This is a genomic window from Halostella pelagica (genome assembly GCF_004762015.1).
GTDB lineage: Archaea > Halobacteriota > Halobacteria > Halobacteriales > Natronoarchaeaceae > Halostella > Halostella pelagica.
The window spans coordinates 81954-98115 of record NZ_SJES01000004.1 but is presented as its reverse complement, the minus strand read 5'-3'; the positions used below and the strand labels follow the sequence as shown (position 1 = coordinate 98115).

Annotated in this window: 21 protein-coding genes; all 21 read left to right on the top strand. The window is 63.5% G+C overall.

Annotated features, from left to right (window positions below):
* Positions 1–249 precede the first annotated feature (249 nt).
* Positions 250–2352: a minichromosome maintenance protein MCM gene (locus EYW42_RS11280; RefSeq protein ID WP_135535398.1), complete on the top strand. Its 2103-nt coding sequence runs from the start codon at positions 250–252 to the stop codon at positions 2350–2352.
* A complete protein-coding gene (locus EYW42_RS11275; RefSeq protein WP_135535397.1) occupies positions 2353–2604 on the top strand; it encodes a hypothetical protein in 252 nt (83 codons plus the stop codon).
* 333 nt (positions 2605–2937) lie between these two features.
* On the top strand, positions 2938–3333 hold the full coding sequence (locus tag EYW42_RS11270; RefSeq protein WP_135535396.1) for a hypothetical protein: 396 nt from the start codon (positions 2938–2940) through the stop codon (positions 3331–3333).
* Positions 3330–3476 (top strand): hypothetical protein, encoded by a 147-nt coding sequence (locus EYW42_RS19495; protein ID WP_161972943.1) that lies wholly within the window; start codon positions 3330–3332, stop codon positions 3474–3476. Before EYW42_RS11270 ends, EYW42_RS19495 begins: the two co-directional genes overlap by 4 nt.
* The gene (locus EYW42_RS11265) at positions 3473–3670 is read left to right on the top strand and encodes a hypothetical protein (protein ID WP_135535395.1); all 198 of its coding nucleotides are present in this window, start codon (positions 3473–3475) and stop codon (positions 3668–3670) included. The genes EYW42_RS19495 and EYW42_RS11265 overlap by 4 nt, the downstream gene beginning before the upstream one ends.
* Before the next feature lie 381 nt (positions 3671–4051).
* Positions 4052–4405, top strand: a complete 354-nt coding sequence (locus EYW42_RS11260; protein WP_135535394.1) for a hypothetical protein — start codon at positions 4052–4054, stop codon at positions 4403–4405.
* Between the two features lie 57 nt (positions 4406–4462).
* Positions 4463–4876, top strand: coding sequence for a hypothetical protein (locus EYW42_RS20115; protein ID WP_237561312.1), 414 nt, complete (start codon positions 4463–4465; stop codon positions 4874–4876).
* A complete protein-coding gene (locus EYW42_RS11255; RefSeq protein WP_135535393.1) occupies positions 4866–5129 on the top strand; it encodes a hypothetical protein in 264 nt (87 codons plus the stop codon). The genes EYW42_RS20115 and EYW42_RS11255 overlap by 11 nt, the downstream gene beginning before the upstream one ends.
* A gap of 125 nt (positions 5130–5254) precedes the next feature.
* Complete coding sequence (locus EYW42_RS11250) at positions 5255–5836, top strand: hypothetical protein (protein ID WP_135535392.1); 582 nt, start codon at positions 5255–5257, stop codon at positions 5834–5836.
* A gap of 52 nt (positions 5837–5888) precedes the next feature.
* Positions 5889–6530 (top strand): HNH endonuclease, encoded by a 642-nt coding sequence (locus EYW42_RS11245; RefSeq protein ID WP_161972942.1) that lies wholly within the window; start codon positions 5889–5891, stop codon positions 6528–6530.
* Positions 6527–6742: a hypothetical protein gene (locus EYW42_RS11240; protein ID WP_135535390.1), complete on the top strand. Its 216-nt coding sequence runs from the start codon at positions 6527–6529 to the stop codon at positions 6740–6742. Before EYW42_RS11245 ends, EYW42_RS11240 begins: the two co-directional genes overlap by 4 nt.
* Positions 6743–6987: 245 nt before the next feature.
* Complete coding sequence (locus EYW42_RS11235) at positions 6988–7218, top strand: hypothetical protein (RefSeq protein ID WP_135535389.1); 231 nt, start codon at positions 6988–6990, stop codon at positions 7216–7218.
* Positions 7215–7622, top strand: coding sequence for a hypothetical protein (locus EYW42_RS11230; protein ID WP_135535388.1), 408 nt, complete (start codon positions 7215–7217; stop codon positions 7620–7622). Before EYW42_RS11235 ends, EYW42_RS11230 begins: the two co-directional genes overlap by 4 nt.
* A gap of 3 nt (positions 7623–7625) precedes the next feature.
* Positions 7626–8030, top strand: a complete 405-nt coding sequence (locus EYW42_RS11225) for a hypothetical protein (protein WP_135535387.1) — start codon at positions 7626–7628, stop codon at positions 8028–8030.
* 15 nt (positions 8031–8045) lie between these two features.
* On the top strand, positions 8046–8765 hold the full coding sequence (locus tag EYW42_RS11220) for a hypothetical protein (RefSeq protein WP_135535386.1): 720 nt from the start codon (positions 8046–8048) through the stop codon (positions 8763–8765).
* Positions 8762–10279 (top strand): hypothetical protein, encoded by a 1518-nt coding sequence (locus tag EYW42_RS11215; protein WP_135535385.1) that lies wholly within the window; start codon positions 8762–8764, stop codon positions 10277–10279. The genes EYW42_RS11220 and EYW42_RS11215 overlap by 4 nt, the downstream gene beginning before the upstream one ends.
* Before the next feature lie 8 nt (positions 10280–10287).
* Positions 10288–11841: an anti-CBASS protein Acb1 family protein gene (locus EYW42_RS11210; RefSeq protein WP_135535384.1), complete on the top strand. Its 1554-nt coding sequence runs from the start codon at positions 10288–10290 to the stop codon at positions 11839–11841.
* Positions 11841–12779 carry a hypothetical protein gene (locus EYW42_RS11205; protein ID WP_135535383.1) on the top strand — a complete coding sequence of 313 codons (939 nt, stop codon included), beginning with the start codon at positions 11841–11843 and terminating at the stop codon, positions 12777–12779. The genes EYW42_RS11210 and EYW42_RS11205 overlap by 1 nt, the downstream gene beginning before the upstream one ends.
* A 98-nt stretch (positions 12780–12877) precedes the next feature.
* On the top strand, positions 12878–14500 hold the full coding sequence (locus tag EYW42_RS11200; protein ID WP_135535382.1) for a hypothetical protein: 1623 nt from the start codon (positions 12878–12880) through the stop codon (positions 14498–14500).
* Positions 14501–14508: 8 nt separating this feature from the next.
* The gene (locus EYW42_RS11195; protein ID WP_135535381.1) at positions 14509–14994 is read left to right on the top strand and encodes a hypothetical protein; all 486 of its coding nucleotides are present in this window, start codon (positions 14509–14511) and stop codon (positions 14992–14994) included.
* A 1-nt stretch (position 14995) separates the two neighbouring features.
* Complete coding sequence (locus EYW42_RS11190; protein WP_135535380.1) at positions 14996–16162, top strand: bacteriocin; 1167 nt, start codon at positions 14996–14998, stop codon at positions 16160–16162.

Here is a 16162-nt window from a genome sequence, read left to right as displayed (position 1 = left end):
TTGCGGAGGTGTTGCGGTTACACAACACCTCGTGAGGGGGGTCCCCCCGCCAACAACGGACAGAACACAAGCACGGTTGGATTGGAAGAAAATCCCATGACGTAACCGAAGAAAGCAAATGTCGATTAGTCACACCTACGCTCGAACATCGCTCGCATCGCTCGCATCAAACGACCGCAACACCGTTCATTCGGTGTTGTGTAGACTACACACCTCCGCAACACCGGGCCGGTGGAGGTGTATCGCGTGATGTCCGCAACGACAGACGCTCAAACGGCCGCGCTCGTGGATGCGTTTCACGAGTTCTTCCGGGGCTATTGCGACAAAGAGATCCGAACGCTTGCGCAACACTACCCGAACGAGGATCGGTCTCTGGTGGTTGACTGGGGCGACCTTTACCAGTTCGATCCCGACCTGGCGGACGACTACCTCTCAAAACCCGAGCAGTTACAGGAGTGCGCCGAAGAGGCGCTGCGACTGTACGATCTCCCGATCGATATCGAACTCGGGCAGGCACACGTCCGCGTGTGTAACCTCAACGAGACCGACTCGTTTTACCCGGGCGGGTTCTCGCCGACGAAACGCCACAACACGGCACCGTACCTCACGGTCGAGGGCCAGGTCGAGAAGGCCACGGACGTCGACCCGAAGGTCGAGGTCGCGGCGTTCGAGTGCCAGCGCTGCGGGACGCTCACTCATGTTCCACAGTCGGGGACGGGCGACGACTTCCAAGAGCCCCACGAGTGCGAGGGCTGTGAGCGACAGGGCCCGTTCCAGATCAACTTCGACCAGTCGGAGTTCGTCGACGCGCAAGTGCTCCGACTTGCCGAGCCACCGGAGGTCGCTGCTGGAGGCGACGGAACGAAGATCGATGTTGCCCTTGAAGACGACATCACCGACGCCGTCGCCGCCGGCGATCGCGTCGATGTCACCGGCCGACTCCGTCTCAAACAGGAGTCGTCGAACAACGCGAAAACCTCGCGATTCAAACCCTACCTGGAGGCTCACCACATCGAAATCTGCGATACCGACTTCGAGGATCTCGAAATCACTCCGGACGACAAGCGGAAGATCGAAGCGATCGCGGACGGTGAACACGGCCCGCTGTTCGAGACCGTCACCGCGAGCATCGCTCCCGACCTGACCGGCGAGAAATACGAGCTGATCAAGGAGGCGATTTTCCTGATGCTGATCGGCGGGGCGACCGCCGAACTCGACACCGGCCGTGAGGTCCGCGGCGTGTTCCATATGCTGCTGATCGGGGACGCCTCGACCGGGAAATCGACGCTGCTCCGCGAAGCGAAACTGATCGCCCCGCGGTCGGTGTTCGCGAACGGGAAAGGCGCGACCGAGGCCGGGATGACTGCGACGGCGAAACAGGACGACTTCGCCGGCGGCGAATGGGCGCTCGACGCGGGCGCGCTCGTCCAGGCGAACAACGGCCTCGCGTGCATCGACGAGATCGACAAGGTCCGAGAGGATGTCCAGGACTCGATGCACGGTGCGATGGCCGATATGCGGGTCGACGTGAACAAGGCCGGGATAAACGCCACCCTCCCCGCGGAGACATCGGTGTTCGCGGGCGGGAACCCGAAACACTCCCGCTGGGACGACTACGTCGCTGACAGCGAGCAGATCGACCTGAGCGAGACGCTGCTCTCTCGGTTCGCGCTCATCTTCAAGTTACAGGACAAACCCGACGAAGAGACAGACCGAGAGCGCGCCGACCACGTCCTGGAGACCAAGGAGGACGCGAAAGCACGGCGCGCTGGCGAGGATGCCGGTGTCGATGACGATACCCGCGCACTCGACCACGACCTTCTCCGGAAGTTCGTCGCCTACGTGCGGCAACTCCCCGATCCGCGCTTCCGGACCGAGGACGATCGGAACAAACTCCGCGACGCGTACGTGCGGATGCGCGGCGTCAACGGCTACGACGAGGATGCGCCGGTCCCGATTACGCTGCGGAAACTCCAAGACATGCACCGCATCGCCGAGGCGAGCGCTCGGGCCCGTCTCTCGGAGTGGATCGAAGAGGAGGATATCAACCGCGCGAAGCGGCTGGTCGGCGAATCGCTGCAGGACTATGGGATGAACGAGGACGGCGACTTCGACGCCGACATCGTCGAGGCGAACACGTCGAAGCCCCAGCAGGACCGCGTCAAGAACGTCAAGGCAGTCATCACCGAACTGCAGGACAGCGGGAGTGGCGGCGTCCCGTACGAGGATGTGTACGAGCAGCTTGAAGCGGTCGGGCTCGACCGGGAGAAAGCCGAACACGAGATAGAGAAACTGAAGCAGAAAGGCGACGCCTACGAGCCGAAAACGGGCAAGGAGGTCCGGGTGACGTAGATGTCCCGACCCCAACTTACTGCCGTCGAACTCTCTCACCCCGACGGCACCACAACGCCCGGCATCGAACGCGAGCGCCGGACCGACAGCGCCGGCGGCCACACGCAGGAGCGCGTCGTCGTGGCGGTCGCGACCGACGGCGACGTCACCGAGATCGACACGGCGGCGTCTCGCGTCGCAGCGATCGATGGCCAACAGGCCGAGCTGGTGCGTGACGTGCTTGGCGACCGGGTGGGTGATACCGATGACTGACAGTGGTCGTCCAGAGCCGAAGACGAAAACGGCACGCAACGGCGACACGATCCACGAACCCGACGACTGCCGGTTCGTCTTTTCGTCGTCTGGCACCGTCCACGAACGTGGCGAATGGCCTGGCGACAAGCACGACTACGACTACCACCCGAGGTGTGGTCAGCGACTCCCGACTGGCTCTCTGTGGGGTCGCGTCGAGGCTGACTCTCCCGAGGAGGCAGTCATGAAATACGATCTGGAGCCCTGTACGAAATGCTTCAGAAACTCCTATGAACTGCGAAGGAAACGCCGCGAGGCACGTGAAGAGCGGCGTTCTATCGGAGGTGAGTCGCAATGACCGACGACTCGCGTACGTGTTCGGGCGGTACTGGACAGTTGGACCACCCGCACGCCGACGGCGTTACGCGAGGGACCGTATTGGAATACGACGGGTGGCAGTGGGGCGTCGTCACGGAAGTTGCTGTTGACGAGGACCCGGCCCAAATCGGCTTCGTGCTGCTCGACGAACTCGGCGATGCAATCGCCCCCGTCCTTGAAGCCGCGTCTGGATGTGCCGAACACTACGACGCAGTGAAGGCGTACAGGCGGAGCGAACACGAATACTGGACCGATGCGGAGTATCTTCAAGCCGAGATTTGGGAGGTTCTCGGGCCGATCCACCCACAGGAACGAGATGGAAACGAGCGCGCTGTAAACACGGAAACTGACCGGGATGGTGAGTCGGCATGACGGACGGCCCGTACCGCTGCCCGTACCCGGGCTGTGACTGGGAACCGTCCCGACCTGTCGACTCCGAGGTCGGGCTGACGCGCGTTGTGGTTACTCACGAGATCGAGGACCACCGCGAGCATCACGACGGTGATTCGCTATGACTGCGGACGGTATCGAACGACCCGAACCGTTCCTGTGGCTCGGTCGCCACGAGGAACTCGATGAACCGATATGGTTCCTTCCGCTGGAAAGCGAGGAAGATTCGGCTGTATGGGATGATGATGAGTTGGAAATTCGCATCATTTCGTGGTCAGTAGACACGGAAGCGGACCGCGACGGAGGTGAGTCGCAATGACCGACGACCAGCGTGCGTGTTCGGGCGGGGCTGAACGAACCTGGTCGTCCATCTGGTGCCTGATCTTTGGGCACAACTGGGTCGGTCACACCGCGTACAAGCTCAGGAGCGACATTGGCCGTTCGATGTACGGCGACCTGTGTGAAACGTGCGGGAAATTTCAACCTCGAAGTGACGGCAGAGAGCGGTTCGAAAATCCACCGGTCAAAGAGGATCTGTTCAACCGTTCACTACACACGGGAACTGACCGGGACGGGGGTGAGTCGCGATGAATAGCGACACCCCGCCGTGTCCGGACTGCGGGACAGCCCTCCACGTCGGACGCGACAAGGCCGACGATATCGACCACATCTACCATTACTGCGGTCAACGGTGGTCCCGATGAGCGAGACAGACCACCGTCGCGAGTCCCGCGACCGCTACCAGGCCGTCCTCCGGACAGTCGCGCACCAAACCTCGCCGAATCAACTCCCGGGAGCGCGCCCGATGACAATCCGACTGCTGCAAGCCACACAGGGCCAGCACTCTCACGACGATGTCGACAGCTCGATCCAGGCGGCCGTGTCGAACGGCGACCTGCTCCGGTGGCGCGACAAGGACGGACACGTTTGTCTCACTCTGTGCAACGAACCGGATCTCAAACGTCTCGCCCAACACATCGCAGAGGAACTCGAAGACTCTGACCAACTCGCTCGCGTCAACCAGATGCTCGCGGAGGTGCGCGACGATGGATAACTCTCCCTTGTCCCATATCCCGAATTCAACGACTTCAGCGACTGGTGAGGTGATGGCATGACTGTCCGAACGAACTCCGACTGCGTCCACTGTGGTGGCCCGGCATCCCACAAACACACTCTCACGGGAGAGCCGCTGTGCTGTGGTCACGCCTCGAGGGACATCGACGCCGAACCCATCCGAGACGGCCACGAGTGTGAGAAGTTCTACACCGTCGAACGAAGCACGCGCGATCTGGAATGTGAACACCGGGACAACCCTAACCCACCCACCGGCGATCTCGTCCCGTGTCACGAAACTTCGGAGTGGCGAGTAGTCACGAGCCGGTTCCCCGGCGACACGTTAGACCCTGATCACCCCGGGGCACCGACGGCGTCGCGGTACTGCGAGGAGCACTTTGCGGCCCGACTCGCGGACATACTCGTTCAGTCAGTTGGTGACAAACTGGAGGTGCGTCCTCGTGACTGGTGACACCAGCGCATCGCAGCCGCCGTCGCAGCAGGACTACGTCGACGCAGTCACACGGCTGTTCAACGCCGGCGAGACGGATATCAACGGCGGCGTCCATACGACGACCGTCCACGAGGAACTCGACGCGGCTCCGTCGACGATCCGGGAGCATCTCAACGCCCTCGCCGACGACGGCCGTCTCGACCGTGTGAACGGCTGGAGTCCGGAGACGGGCCGCCCTCGGATGAGCTTCCGTCCACCTGAAGACCGCTGACATTTCCCGAAATATTATACGTAACGTATGAGTATAATTTGATACGGAATTCACCACGGCGAGTCGCCAACTCGCCGGCCTACTGTTTGTGGTCGTCCGTTGGAAGCGGGCGGCTGTCACCAGCTATGACTACCGCAACATCCCCCACCCCAGAGAACGTTGAGTGTGGACAATGCGACGATCACTTCCAGCCTCACGCGAGCGTGAAGGGATCGTACTGCTCGCGGGCGTGCTACCACAAAGACAAGGGCAACAACGCCCTCGCGCAGATCCAGAACGACCATCGGTTTTGCTCAACGTGCTTCCGCCAGGTTAAGACGGTCGCCCGTCCCGATGACGACCAGCTCCGTGACATCGGCGTCCCGAAAACGATCCGGGAGACGTTCGCCGGCTATCAGTACTCAACCGACGCGACCGTGTTTGGCGAGGACATCCGCCCATCGGAGCGCCACGAGTCGCCGGCACGCCAGAAAACCAGGCGGTCGTGGGGCTGTCAGTGTGGGGCGATCGACCTCCGGGGCCGGGACCGAACTCTCGAATCGGTTGAAGGGGGCGCGGTTCTCCTGAACCTGCTCCGGTGTCTCGCCACGCTCTATCAGGATGAGGCAATCGCTCACGCGCCCAGCCTCGAAGCGCTGTTCGACGGCGTTCGGGAATCGGGCGACCTCGAACAAGCGATCGGGCGATCACTGTACGGGTCTGCGTGACTACTTTCACCATGGTTTGCATGGCTTCTTACCGAAAGGACACGTACCAAACATGAGTATGACTACTGGGGCATACTCGGGTGAGCGGTGGCGACTCGCCCGAAAATCGGCGCTCGCGAGAGACAACCGGCGGTGTCAGGACTGCGGTTCCTCTGAAGACTTACATGTACATCACGTCACTCCAGTTCGGGAGTTCGACAACCAAACCGACGCTCACTACGTCGACAACCTCGTCACGTTGTGCAAGTACTGCCACCCGACTTGGGAGGGGCGCAGCGATCGCCCGCGGCTTGCGGACGGCGCGGATGGCGTGCTTATCTCCGATGTCGTTCAAGAGCTCACGTGGGACACCGTCGACCGACTCTTCCGCCAGTTGTCTCCGGTCGACATCTATGACCATCACATCCACCGGAACGGACGCGTCTGTTCGAACTGCCACGCACGGATGAACGACGCGTCCGTCTGCCCGGACTGCAGTAGCCCGAATGGTTGGGCTCCCGACGACACACTCAGTCGCCGGGAAATGCTCTCCCGAGCCCGCCCGCTCGTTGAGCGACTCCGGGAGCAGGGGATAGCTGTCGATGCGGAGGTCGTTCGGCACACTGTTCGAAAGTTGAAGAGTCGCTCTGACCTCCAGGGCCTCGACAGCGAGATATTCGCCCGCGCCGTCAAACTGGGTGTTCGCCACGCATGAGCATCGACAGCCCATCTTCAGTCATCCCTGGGGCGGCGGGACTCGTCGTCGGCCAGCGCGTCGCTGTCGACGTGGCCGGCCGCGAGGCCCCGGGCATCATCACGGACATCGACTGGCGGCCGTCGTTCAACGCACAAGGCCACACCGCTGTCACCGTCGACATCGACGCCTCGTCCGTGGTTGCACCACCGTCAGATATCTCTCCCCGATGAATCTCCCCCCGATGACGCCGCTGTCCCCTTGGGACACGCCGAGGGTCCTGCGTTCCCCACCCTGACCTGACTCCGAGCACTGCGGCTTCGCTACACAGGCGGTCGTTTGCGTCGCAGTGTTCGGAGTCGGACCGAGTCCGTCCAGGCTGGCCGCGTTTCCGTTGTTGTCATGTTATTCCTTGGAGGGGACACACGCTCTGCCAAGCGCGGGCCGAGTTCGACTCTCGGCGCGGACATTCTGATCGATGACTCAACCCGAGACCCTCGACGACCGACTGCGCGAGGGGGACGAGCCACTCGTCTCCGCTGGATCGCACACTGTGACGTTTAACGAGGTCCACGCGGGCGTGCTCGGTGCGGCACTCGGGCTGGCGCTGACGTGGTCGCCGATCGCGCGGCGGACGATCCGGCGCGAACCATGGTACGCGGCCGGAGCGCTGCTCTGTGGCTACTGGACTGGGAGGCGATCCCGATGAACGGGCTCGTCGATGCACTGATCGACGGGCTCGGGAACTTCGTCGGCTTCGTGATCATCGGGCCAGTTGCAGCTGCAGTTGAGGCCGCCCGCCGGCTCCGGAAGCACATCAAAACCAACAAAGGCCGGTCGACAGAGAATGCGGACCGGCTCGACTCTGTCGAGAAAACGGTCCAGCAGCACGGCGACCGCCTCGACCGGACTGAGGATGTCCTCGAAACACATACGTTGCGGTTGACCGGGGACGATGACGACCCGACCAACCCAGGGGCGCTTGAGTCGATCAACAACCTCGCGAAACAGGTCGACCATCTCGAAGAACAGGTCGAAGAGAACCATAGCGAGGTCACAGAGTCGCTCGACCGCATCACGGACTCGCTTGCCGAGGGCCAGGAGGCTGACTGACCCATGACCGAGATCTTCGTCGAACCGGATGCTACTGCGGAGCGGATCCGCGATTACGTCCGAGACCATCCGGAGGTCCGCCACGAGGACTATCGCAACCACTCGAACCCGGTCAGAGAAAGCTGCTACGTCCTGGCCGAGGCGTACTTCCACGCGAAGGGTGGGACGGACCGCTTCGACGTCTACCGGCTCGACTGGGGCGAAGTGTCCGCCGACGGGACGGGCGCACACTGGTTCCTCCGGGATACGGACGCTGCTGGGGACACCGTTATCGACTTGTCGCTCCCGGCGCCGGCGGACGGCGACTCGGTCCCCTGGGATGCTGCGCGACACCGGGCGTTCATTACCGGCTACGAACCGAGCAACCGGGCGAAAAGCGTCCTCGACGCGCTGGACCTCGAATACTAAAACGAACTCAACCCCATGGGAGCACCAGACGAGTTCCACGACGAGGCCCATCCCAAGGCCAGAGAGATCACCGGCGATCGCCAGTACGGCGAGTGGGGTCAGTGCATCGGGACGGCGAAGTCCCACGGTGGACGGTGTGGCGGCTACGCGCAGGGCCCACACGGGAAGTGCTACCGACACGGCGGGGCCGAGGACTCCGGCGCGCCGGAAGGCAACGACAATGCCGAGGGCAACGCCGGCGGCGGTGCCCCGGAGGACAACACCAACGCCGTCACGCACGGGGCGTACGCCGACCACAACTCGTACTACCAAGACGTCCTCGACGACGAGATGCAGTCGTTCGTCGACGACGTCTTCGACGACTACCTCGAGGAGTACCGCGATCTTCACGGCGAGCCACCGCTCGGGATCGAGTCTGAACTCTTCCGGATATCGGTCACCCATGCGAAGGACATCGGCCTCGATCGGTGGGCTGACGAGAAACCCGAGGAACTCGAGAGTGGCCACCCGCTGGTCGACAAGGAGACGCGGCAGAAGTCCGTCGGCGACGAGATCGTCGAGGAACGAAAGTACCGCGAATCAGTCGTGACACAGGCCCAGAAGAAACTCTCCATCGATCGCCGGCAGTGGCTCAAGGACCTCGGCCTCCTCGAGGACCCCGAGTCGCAGAAGGCCGACGCGCTCGGCAGCCTGAAAGACGCGTGGAAGACGTCCGCACAAGGTGATGGCACATGAGCACGCAGCAGCTCCCCGATAGCGTCGAACAGCGCCTTCCGGAGCACTACACCGGGTCGGAGAAGTACTGGCAGGCTGCGGAGGACTGGTTCGGTGTCACACTCTCTCCCGAGCAGCGGGAGATCCTTGAGCACGTCGCCGACCACCAGTACACGCACCTTGAGGGTGGCAACGGCTTCGGGAAGACCTTCGGGATCGTTGCCCTCGCGCTGGCGTTCCACAAGCGTCACTACCCGAGTTCGGTCGTGGTCACCTCTGGAACCTACGGCAAGCTGAAGCGTACTTTCTGTGCCGACGCCGAGGGTCTCCACGGCTCGAGCCCGCTGTTCGGCGAGTGGAAGTGGTCGCCGAACCCGCATATCGACGTCGACGGTGAGCCGACGTGGCAGTTCGAGGTCATCAGTCCAGAGGATCCCGGTGAGCTCGAGGGCGTTCACAACGACCACGTCCTGGTGATCGTCGACGAAGCCGACAAGAAGGACGTCGACCTCGAGACGCTGGACTCGATGGACTCGCTGATCTCCGACCAGAACGACCGCATGGTCGTCATCTCGAACCCGCCCGAAGACGAGACCAACGCGGTTGCGAACATGAGCGAGATCGGCCTCGAGCCAGAGAAACTCCGATTCTCGACTTTCGACTCTCACAACGTCCATGTCGAACTCGGGCATCGCGACGGCGAGCGGATCCCCGGCCTGACCGGCCCCCACAAGCTCAAGAAGAAGTGGGAGGCGCACAATGGCGAGGTCTGGCCGGGCTACGACGAGGCTCGAGCGATGTCGCTGCCTGGAAACTCAGAGTTCCGGAAGGACCTCAACACGCTGTGGTACCGGCGTTTCGCCGGGATCATGCCGCCGGCGGGAGCGACGAAGAACCGTCCCATCGAGCCTGACCTCGTCGACGCCGGCTACGTCGAGGACGGCATCGACGACTCTGGCTCGAGGCAAGGGTCGGGGATCGACGTTGCCCGCTCCGGTGACCGAACCGTCCAGATCGACGAGCGCATGGGCGTCCTCACGGTCGAGTACTCTGAGCCAGGGACCGATCACACCGTCCAATTCGATCGGATGTGGGGCCAGCTTGACGAGGACCCCAACTCGCAGATCTCGATCGACGCCGTCGGCGAGGGATCGGGCAAGGCCGACGACACGGCCAAGCGATACCCCAACGTCGACCGGTTCAAGGCCGGTGCGAACGCTGTCCAGTCGGATGAGTACAAAGACCGCTGGACTGAGGGACTGTGCGAACTCGGGAAGTGGCTCGAGCGCGGCGGTGAGTTCACCGACTCGCGGCTCCGGAAGGAGCTGAAGATCGCGGCTCGAGAGCTCACCCTCGAGGAGCGCTATGTCAAGGGCCGCAACGAGCAGGTCTACGTGGCTGATCCGAAGACCGATGTCAAGGACCGGCTGGGCCACTCGCCGGACCATCTCGACGCGGCGATCATGGCGATCACGGCCGCTGAGGGACTCCAGCCCGAGGAAGATGATGGCCCGAGCGGCAGCGGTACTTGGTGATTTTAACGATGTCTGAGACACCACAAGACTCCGAGACTGAACAGCCGGCGAGCGACGACGACGTCCAGGAGGCGACCGGCGAGGAGCAACCGGCCGTCGACGACAAGACTATGGAACTCGCCGCCGCCGAACAGGTCGACATGGCGATGCGCCAGGTTCTGGCCAACCAGCTCGGGGAGAACATCGACGCCGAGGGCGTCCCGGACTACTACGACGTCTTCGACTGGGATCCCAACCCGACGGCGACGGACTACTACGCGATGGCGCTGCGGAACCCGTACGCCTTCGCGGTGACGTTCCTCCCGTCGATGACGTCCTGGCGTGATGCTCCGCGCGTCGTCGACGACGCCGAAGAAGGCGGCGATCAGACGAAGTTCGAGAAGGAACTCGAGACGGTCGTTCGGAAGCAGGATCTCTGGCACTACGCCAGCCGCACCGACATGCTCGCCGGCATCGGCACGTTCGGCGTGCTGGTCCTCGAGTTTGATGATATCGAGCAGGGCCAGGTCGGCAAGGGTGAGAAAGGGGATGGGTTCGGCAGCGAGGTCGACAATCCGCAAAGCCTCCAGGGCCTCAAGCCGTTCTCTCGAGAGTCCGTTGAGGACGTCCGGCTCGGAGGTCCCGGGTCTGGCCGGTGGGGGAAACCAGTCGAGTACCAGCTCGATCTCGGCGACGAGAACGACGAGGAGTTCGGCATCGAACGGAAGGGGCCGGACACGATGTGGGTCCACCACAGCCGCGTGATCCACGTCCACTCCGACCAGCTCCTAGACGACAACCTCCGCGGGATCCCTCGGCAGCAGCCCGTCTACAACAACATCGTCGACATCGAGAAGAGCCTCGGCAGCGCCGGCGAACTCGCGTATCGAGCGTCGGCCTGGGGCATCAACATCAACATCGACAAAGACTTCGACGTCGAGGAGGGCAGCGACCAACTCCGCGAACACCTCGCTCGGTGGCAGTCTGGCCTCGAGAACGTGCTCCGAACGCACGGCGCGGATCAGGTCAAGAGCCTCGGTGGCGAGGACATCGATCCGTCGCTGGTCACGAACCCGAACATCGAGGCGATATCGGCCCAGACCGGAATCCCCCAGTCCGTGTTGAAGGGCAACGAGAGCGGGGAACGTGCGACCACACAGGACCTCAAGGAGTGGTACGGAAAGGTCCAGGAGAGACGGGAGCAGTTCGTCACGCCGACGATCGTCCGGGCGATCATCGACCGGCTGATCAAGTACGACGTCCTACCGACGCCTCGAGGCGGTCCGTCATCGTACTCGGTCAGGTGGGATCCGCTCCACGAACTGAGTGCCGACGATCTCGCCGGCATCCAGAAGACCCGGGCAGAGATGCTCAACAAGTGGACTGGTGGACGTCCGGATGACTACTTCAGCCGCGAGCAGCAGCGGAAGATCATCGAGGACGGCGAGTTCCCCAGCGAGATGAACGAGATCGAGGAGACGTTCGTCGACGAGGGAAGTGAAGAAGTCCAGGCGCAGTTCGAGGAGCTCCAGGGCGAGGTCGGCGAGGCGATCGCCGACGGTGGAACGGAGGACAAGGACTGATGTCCGCGGGCCACGCCCACGACCATGATCACGACCACGATCACGGGCCACAGCAACTGGTCGCAGCTGCGCGCTCGGAGGATCCAACCCAGACGAAGACTGTCCGCCAGCGCTACGCGCAGAAGCTCCGTGGGGGCTACTCCCGGATCAACACCCTCGTTCGGGAGTTCGTCGGCAAGCAGGACGTCCTCGGACTGGGCGAACTGACCGCTGCCAACCCACCGCCGGACTTCAGCTTCAGTCGTAACGACCAGAAGATCGAGGGGTTCCGGAGGTGGCTCGACCAGGCGCAAGAGGACGAGGTCCTCGATGTCATCTCTCGGAACGGGAACCGCTACGTCCGGCAGGCCTACGAGACGGGTACCCGGAGCGCGAACACCGATCTCCGGAAGGCGGGGCTGGGCGAGCCCGAGTCAGACATTGGGATCACGCTCCAGAGGCCTGTGCATCAAGATACGCTCCAGACACTCTACACGCGCAACTTCAACGAGCTACAGGGGCTGACCGACGAGATCGGACGAGAGGTCTCCCGCGAACTCACGCAAGCCCTGGGTGAAGGCACGGGCCCTCGAGAGGCCGGCCGCCGGATCACGGACGTCATCGGCACCGTCGACGATGGGACACCTCGAGGCGCGATGGCTCGGGCGACGACGATCGCACGTACCGAGATCCTCAACGCCCGGCACATGGCTGCGGCCGAGCAGTACGAACGCTTCGGTGTCAAAAAGGTCGAGCCGATCCTCGCGCCGAACGCCTGTGACCTGTGCATCGCGGTGGCGGCGGACGCACCGTACACGGTCGACAAGATGCGGAGTGTTCTGCCTCGCCATCCAAATTGCCGGTGTTCGTGGACCATCTACACCGGCGATGGCGAGGTGACCGCGTCAGCACACGTTCACCGAAAGCCTGCTCGAGCCGTCGCTCGACAGGTAGCCTGATTTCTGACACAACTCGCTGATGACCCCCGTACGATACCCACGCTTGCCGCGATCGGAGCGGCCGGTGTGAGGGGCGAGGACCTGGCCCGACTCAACCAATGAAAGACACACACGATATCCGCGTCTCGGCGCGGACAGCGCAGCTTCTCGCCAGCGACGATGACGGGGACAACGGCCCACCGTGGCGGTTCTCCGGCGTCGCAGTCGCTGCGGGAGATATCCTCCACATGGATGACGGGACGCCCGTCCTGTTCACAGAGGAGAACCTGCGCGCCGCCGCCGAGACACAGACCGGAGAACCGCTCACAGTCGACCATCCTGCAGACGAGGCTGGTCGACCGCAGTATCCGCCACCGACCGACGAGACGGTCGGGAAGGTTCCGAAGGCCGGCTGGCTCGACAACGTCCAGGGCGTCGCCTACGAGGCAACGACTCATGACGAGAACGTCGCGAAGGGCGTTCAGGCCGGGAGCTACGAGGTCTCGGTTCACCCGCAGTTCGTCCTCGGTGAGAAAGACCCAGAGACGGGCGCATACATCGCGGAGAAGATCAAGTTCCGAGACCTGTCGGTCGTCTCGAAGGGCGACAGTCCCTCGAACACCGTCGAATGGGGCCCGAGCCAAGCCCTTGCATCGTTCACGCGGTCGACCGATATCGGGGACGAGCTGACCGCAGCGGAGGACGGTGACGATGGCGGTATCCGTGAACTGGTCGAGCGCCTCGCCGAGCGTGCTGGCATCATCGACTCGAACGACTTCCGCGGCGGCGTCCACCTGCCCGACCAGACCACCGATGGCGAGGCCGTCGAGCTGGACGACGCCGGCTTCGAGGACGCACCGTGGATGGTGACGCTCCACGGGCCCGGCGACGAGTACCCCGACGTCGGCGAAGGACTTGGTCCGGAACTCGGCTCGAGTGAGCCGTACGACGCTGGCGACTACGAGACCAGCGCCTCGATCGATCTTGACGAGTCGCTCGAGGGAGACCAGACGCTGTTCGCACTGCTTCGATACCACGCGGACGGCGAGGTCTCCGACGCGATCCCGACCAGTGACGGCGGGCACTATCTTGACTCTGCGTTCGTCGGCGTCGCGCCTGACGGCGTGATGGACGGCGAGGATGCGGAGGCGACTGCATCGGCCGGCAACGAAGGGGCGGAATCCTCTGTGGACCCAGACACCCCACTCAATATGGACGACAACACCCGACAGCAGTACATCTCGTTCCTGACCGCGAACGCGGGCTTCGACGAGGAGTCTGTCAGCGCGATGGACGATGGCACACTGGAGCAGACGTACGAACTCGCCGCCGAGGATGGCGGCAGCACCGATGACGACCCTACCGACAACCCCGCTGACGATCCCACCGGTGACCGGGCGCTCAGCGACATGACGGTCGGCGAGCTCGGAGACGCGCTCCGAGATCAGGGCTTCGTCACTGAGGATGAGGCCGGCGATCTCGTCGCGGAGGCGCAGGATCGCCAGTCGAAGGCAGAGAAGGTAGAGGAGATCGTCGCGAAGAGCGACGACTACGAAGAGGACGACCGCGAGAGCCTCATGGCCTCGGCGGACACCCTCGTCGATCGCGAGCACAAGCGCATCCGTGGCGAACTCGCGGCGGGCATTCCGGGCAACGCTGGCCAGGCTGCGACGCTGACCGCCGGCGCTGGCGGAGACAGCAACGCCGTCGACGAGTACGGCACTGGCGTCAAGGAGGACTGATCTAACACATGATCGCAAGCGAACAGAGCGTCATCGCACAGCTCCACAACGAGAACAGCTACCAGGAAGGCGAAGCCGACGCGGCCTTCGACGTCGGCACGGGCTGTGCCGTCTACAAGGACGCCGACGGCAACTGGCACGTCCGACAGGCCACTGCCGACGAGGACACCAAGCGAGTCGTTCGCGAGCAGCGCAACCCGCCCCGCGGCGGAATGGCTGTTTCGGACACCGGCACGTCGGCGCTCGAGAAGAGCTACGCTGCCGGCGACAACACGGAAACGGTCGGCTTCAACCGCTACGACCGTGCCCGGCTTCGACTGTCTTCGAACGCCACTGCGGACCCGACCGACGCCGAAGTCGGCTGGGATGCTAACGGGCTGATCACGGACGACATCGACGGCGCCGGAACGGATCCGTCGAACCCGATCGGTCGCGGCATCGAAGTGATCACGCGAACGGACGAGGACGACCTGCTGGTCGTGGAGTTCTACTAAAATGAGTTCGAGAGTCTCGGCCCCCGAAACTTCGGGGCCAAAGGAATTCGAGAGCAGCATTCCCCTGACCGCTCAGGCGGCACTGTACAACCCGGTCCCTGACGTTCGAGAACAGGCACTCGCGCAACTGCGCGCCGAGTCCGCGTTCGATCCGGACATGTGGGACAAGCTGGACGAGGCCACCGGCATCAAGTCGACTGGCGGCCAGCAGAACGCGATCGAGCAGCTGACTGCAGACTCGACGCTCGTCGTGGACTCGTGGGAGCAGATCTCCGACATGGTCCTCGATGACCAGTTCGTCGAGAGCACGATCGTCGACCAGCTGATCGGCGCTGGGTTCGGCGTCTCGAGCTCGCTCTCGCGGTACGCCTACTTCAACCCGATGAGCAACACTCGGCTCGAGGCCGAGACCGGGATGAACATGCGCACCCAGGGCGAGCAGGCCATGCCCGGCTTCGGCCTGGACGGCGTCCCGCTCCCGCTTCACCAGGTCGAGTACCAGATCGACGCTCGAGAGTACCAGAACGCACGAGCGTTCGGTGAAGACTTCGACGACTCCGTCGGCACCGAAGCCCGACGCGCTCTCAACCGCTCGGAGCACGACATGCTCTGGAGCGGCTGGGGTGGCGACGTCCAGACCGAGCGCGGTCTTGTGAGCGTGGCGGGTCTCGACCAGGACGTCGAGCAGATCCTGCAGGCCTCCGGATCGTCCGGCTGGGTCAACGATCCGAACAACATCCTCGCCGACGTCAAGGAGCTCCACGACACGGTCGAGAACCAGACCGACGTCGTCGACGAAGACGATGTCCCGCTGGTCTCCGACATCGGTGGCTGGCTCCTCGTCCCGAAGGCGATGTGGGGCGAAGTCGACCGCGAGGACTACGAGACCTCGGCGACCGATGAGCCGCTCATGGAGCGCCTCGAACGGAAGTACCCGTACCTCAACATCGTCCCGGCGCCGCGCCTGGACTCGGACAGCGCGATCCTGCTGCTGAACGACTCGCGGTACTTCCAGATCGTGAACGCACAGGGCGTCACGAACACGACCTGGGAATCCGACGGCGGCGCAGCGCTCAACGCTCGCCTCCTCTCCTCGCGGACGCCGTTCGTCCGCCAGCAGCCTGACGGCATCAACGGCATCGCCCGGATCACCGGCATCGACGCCTAA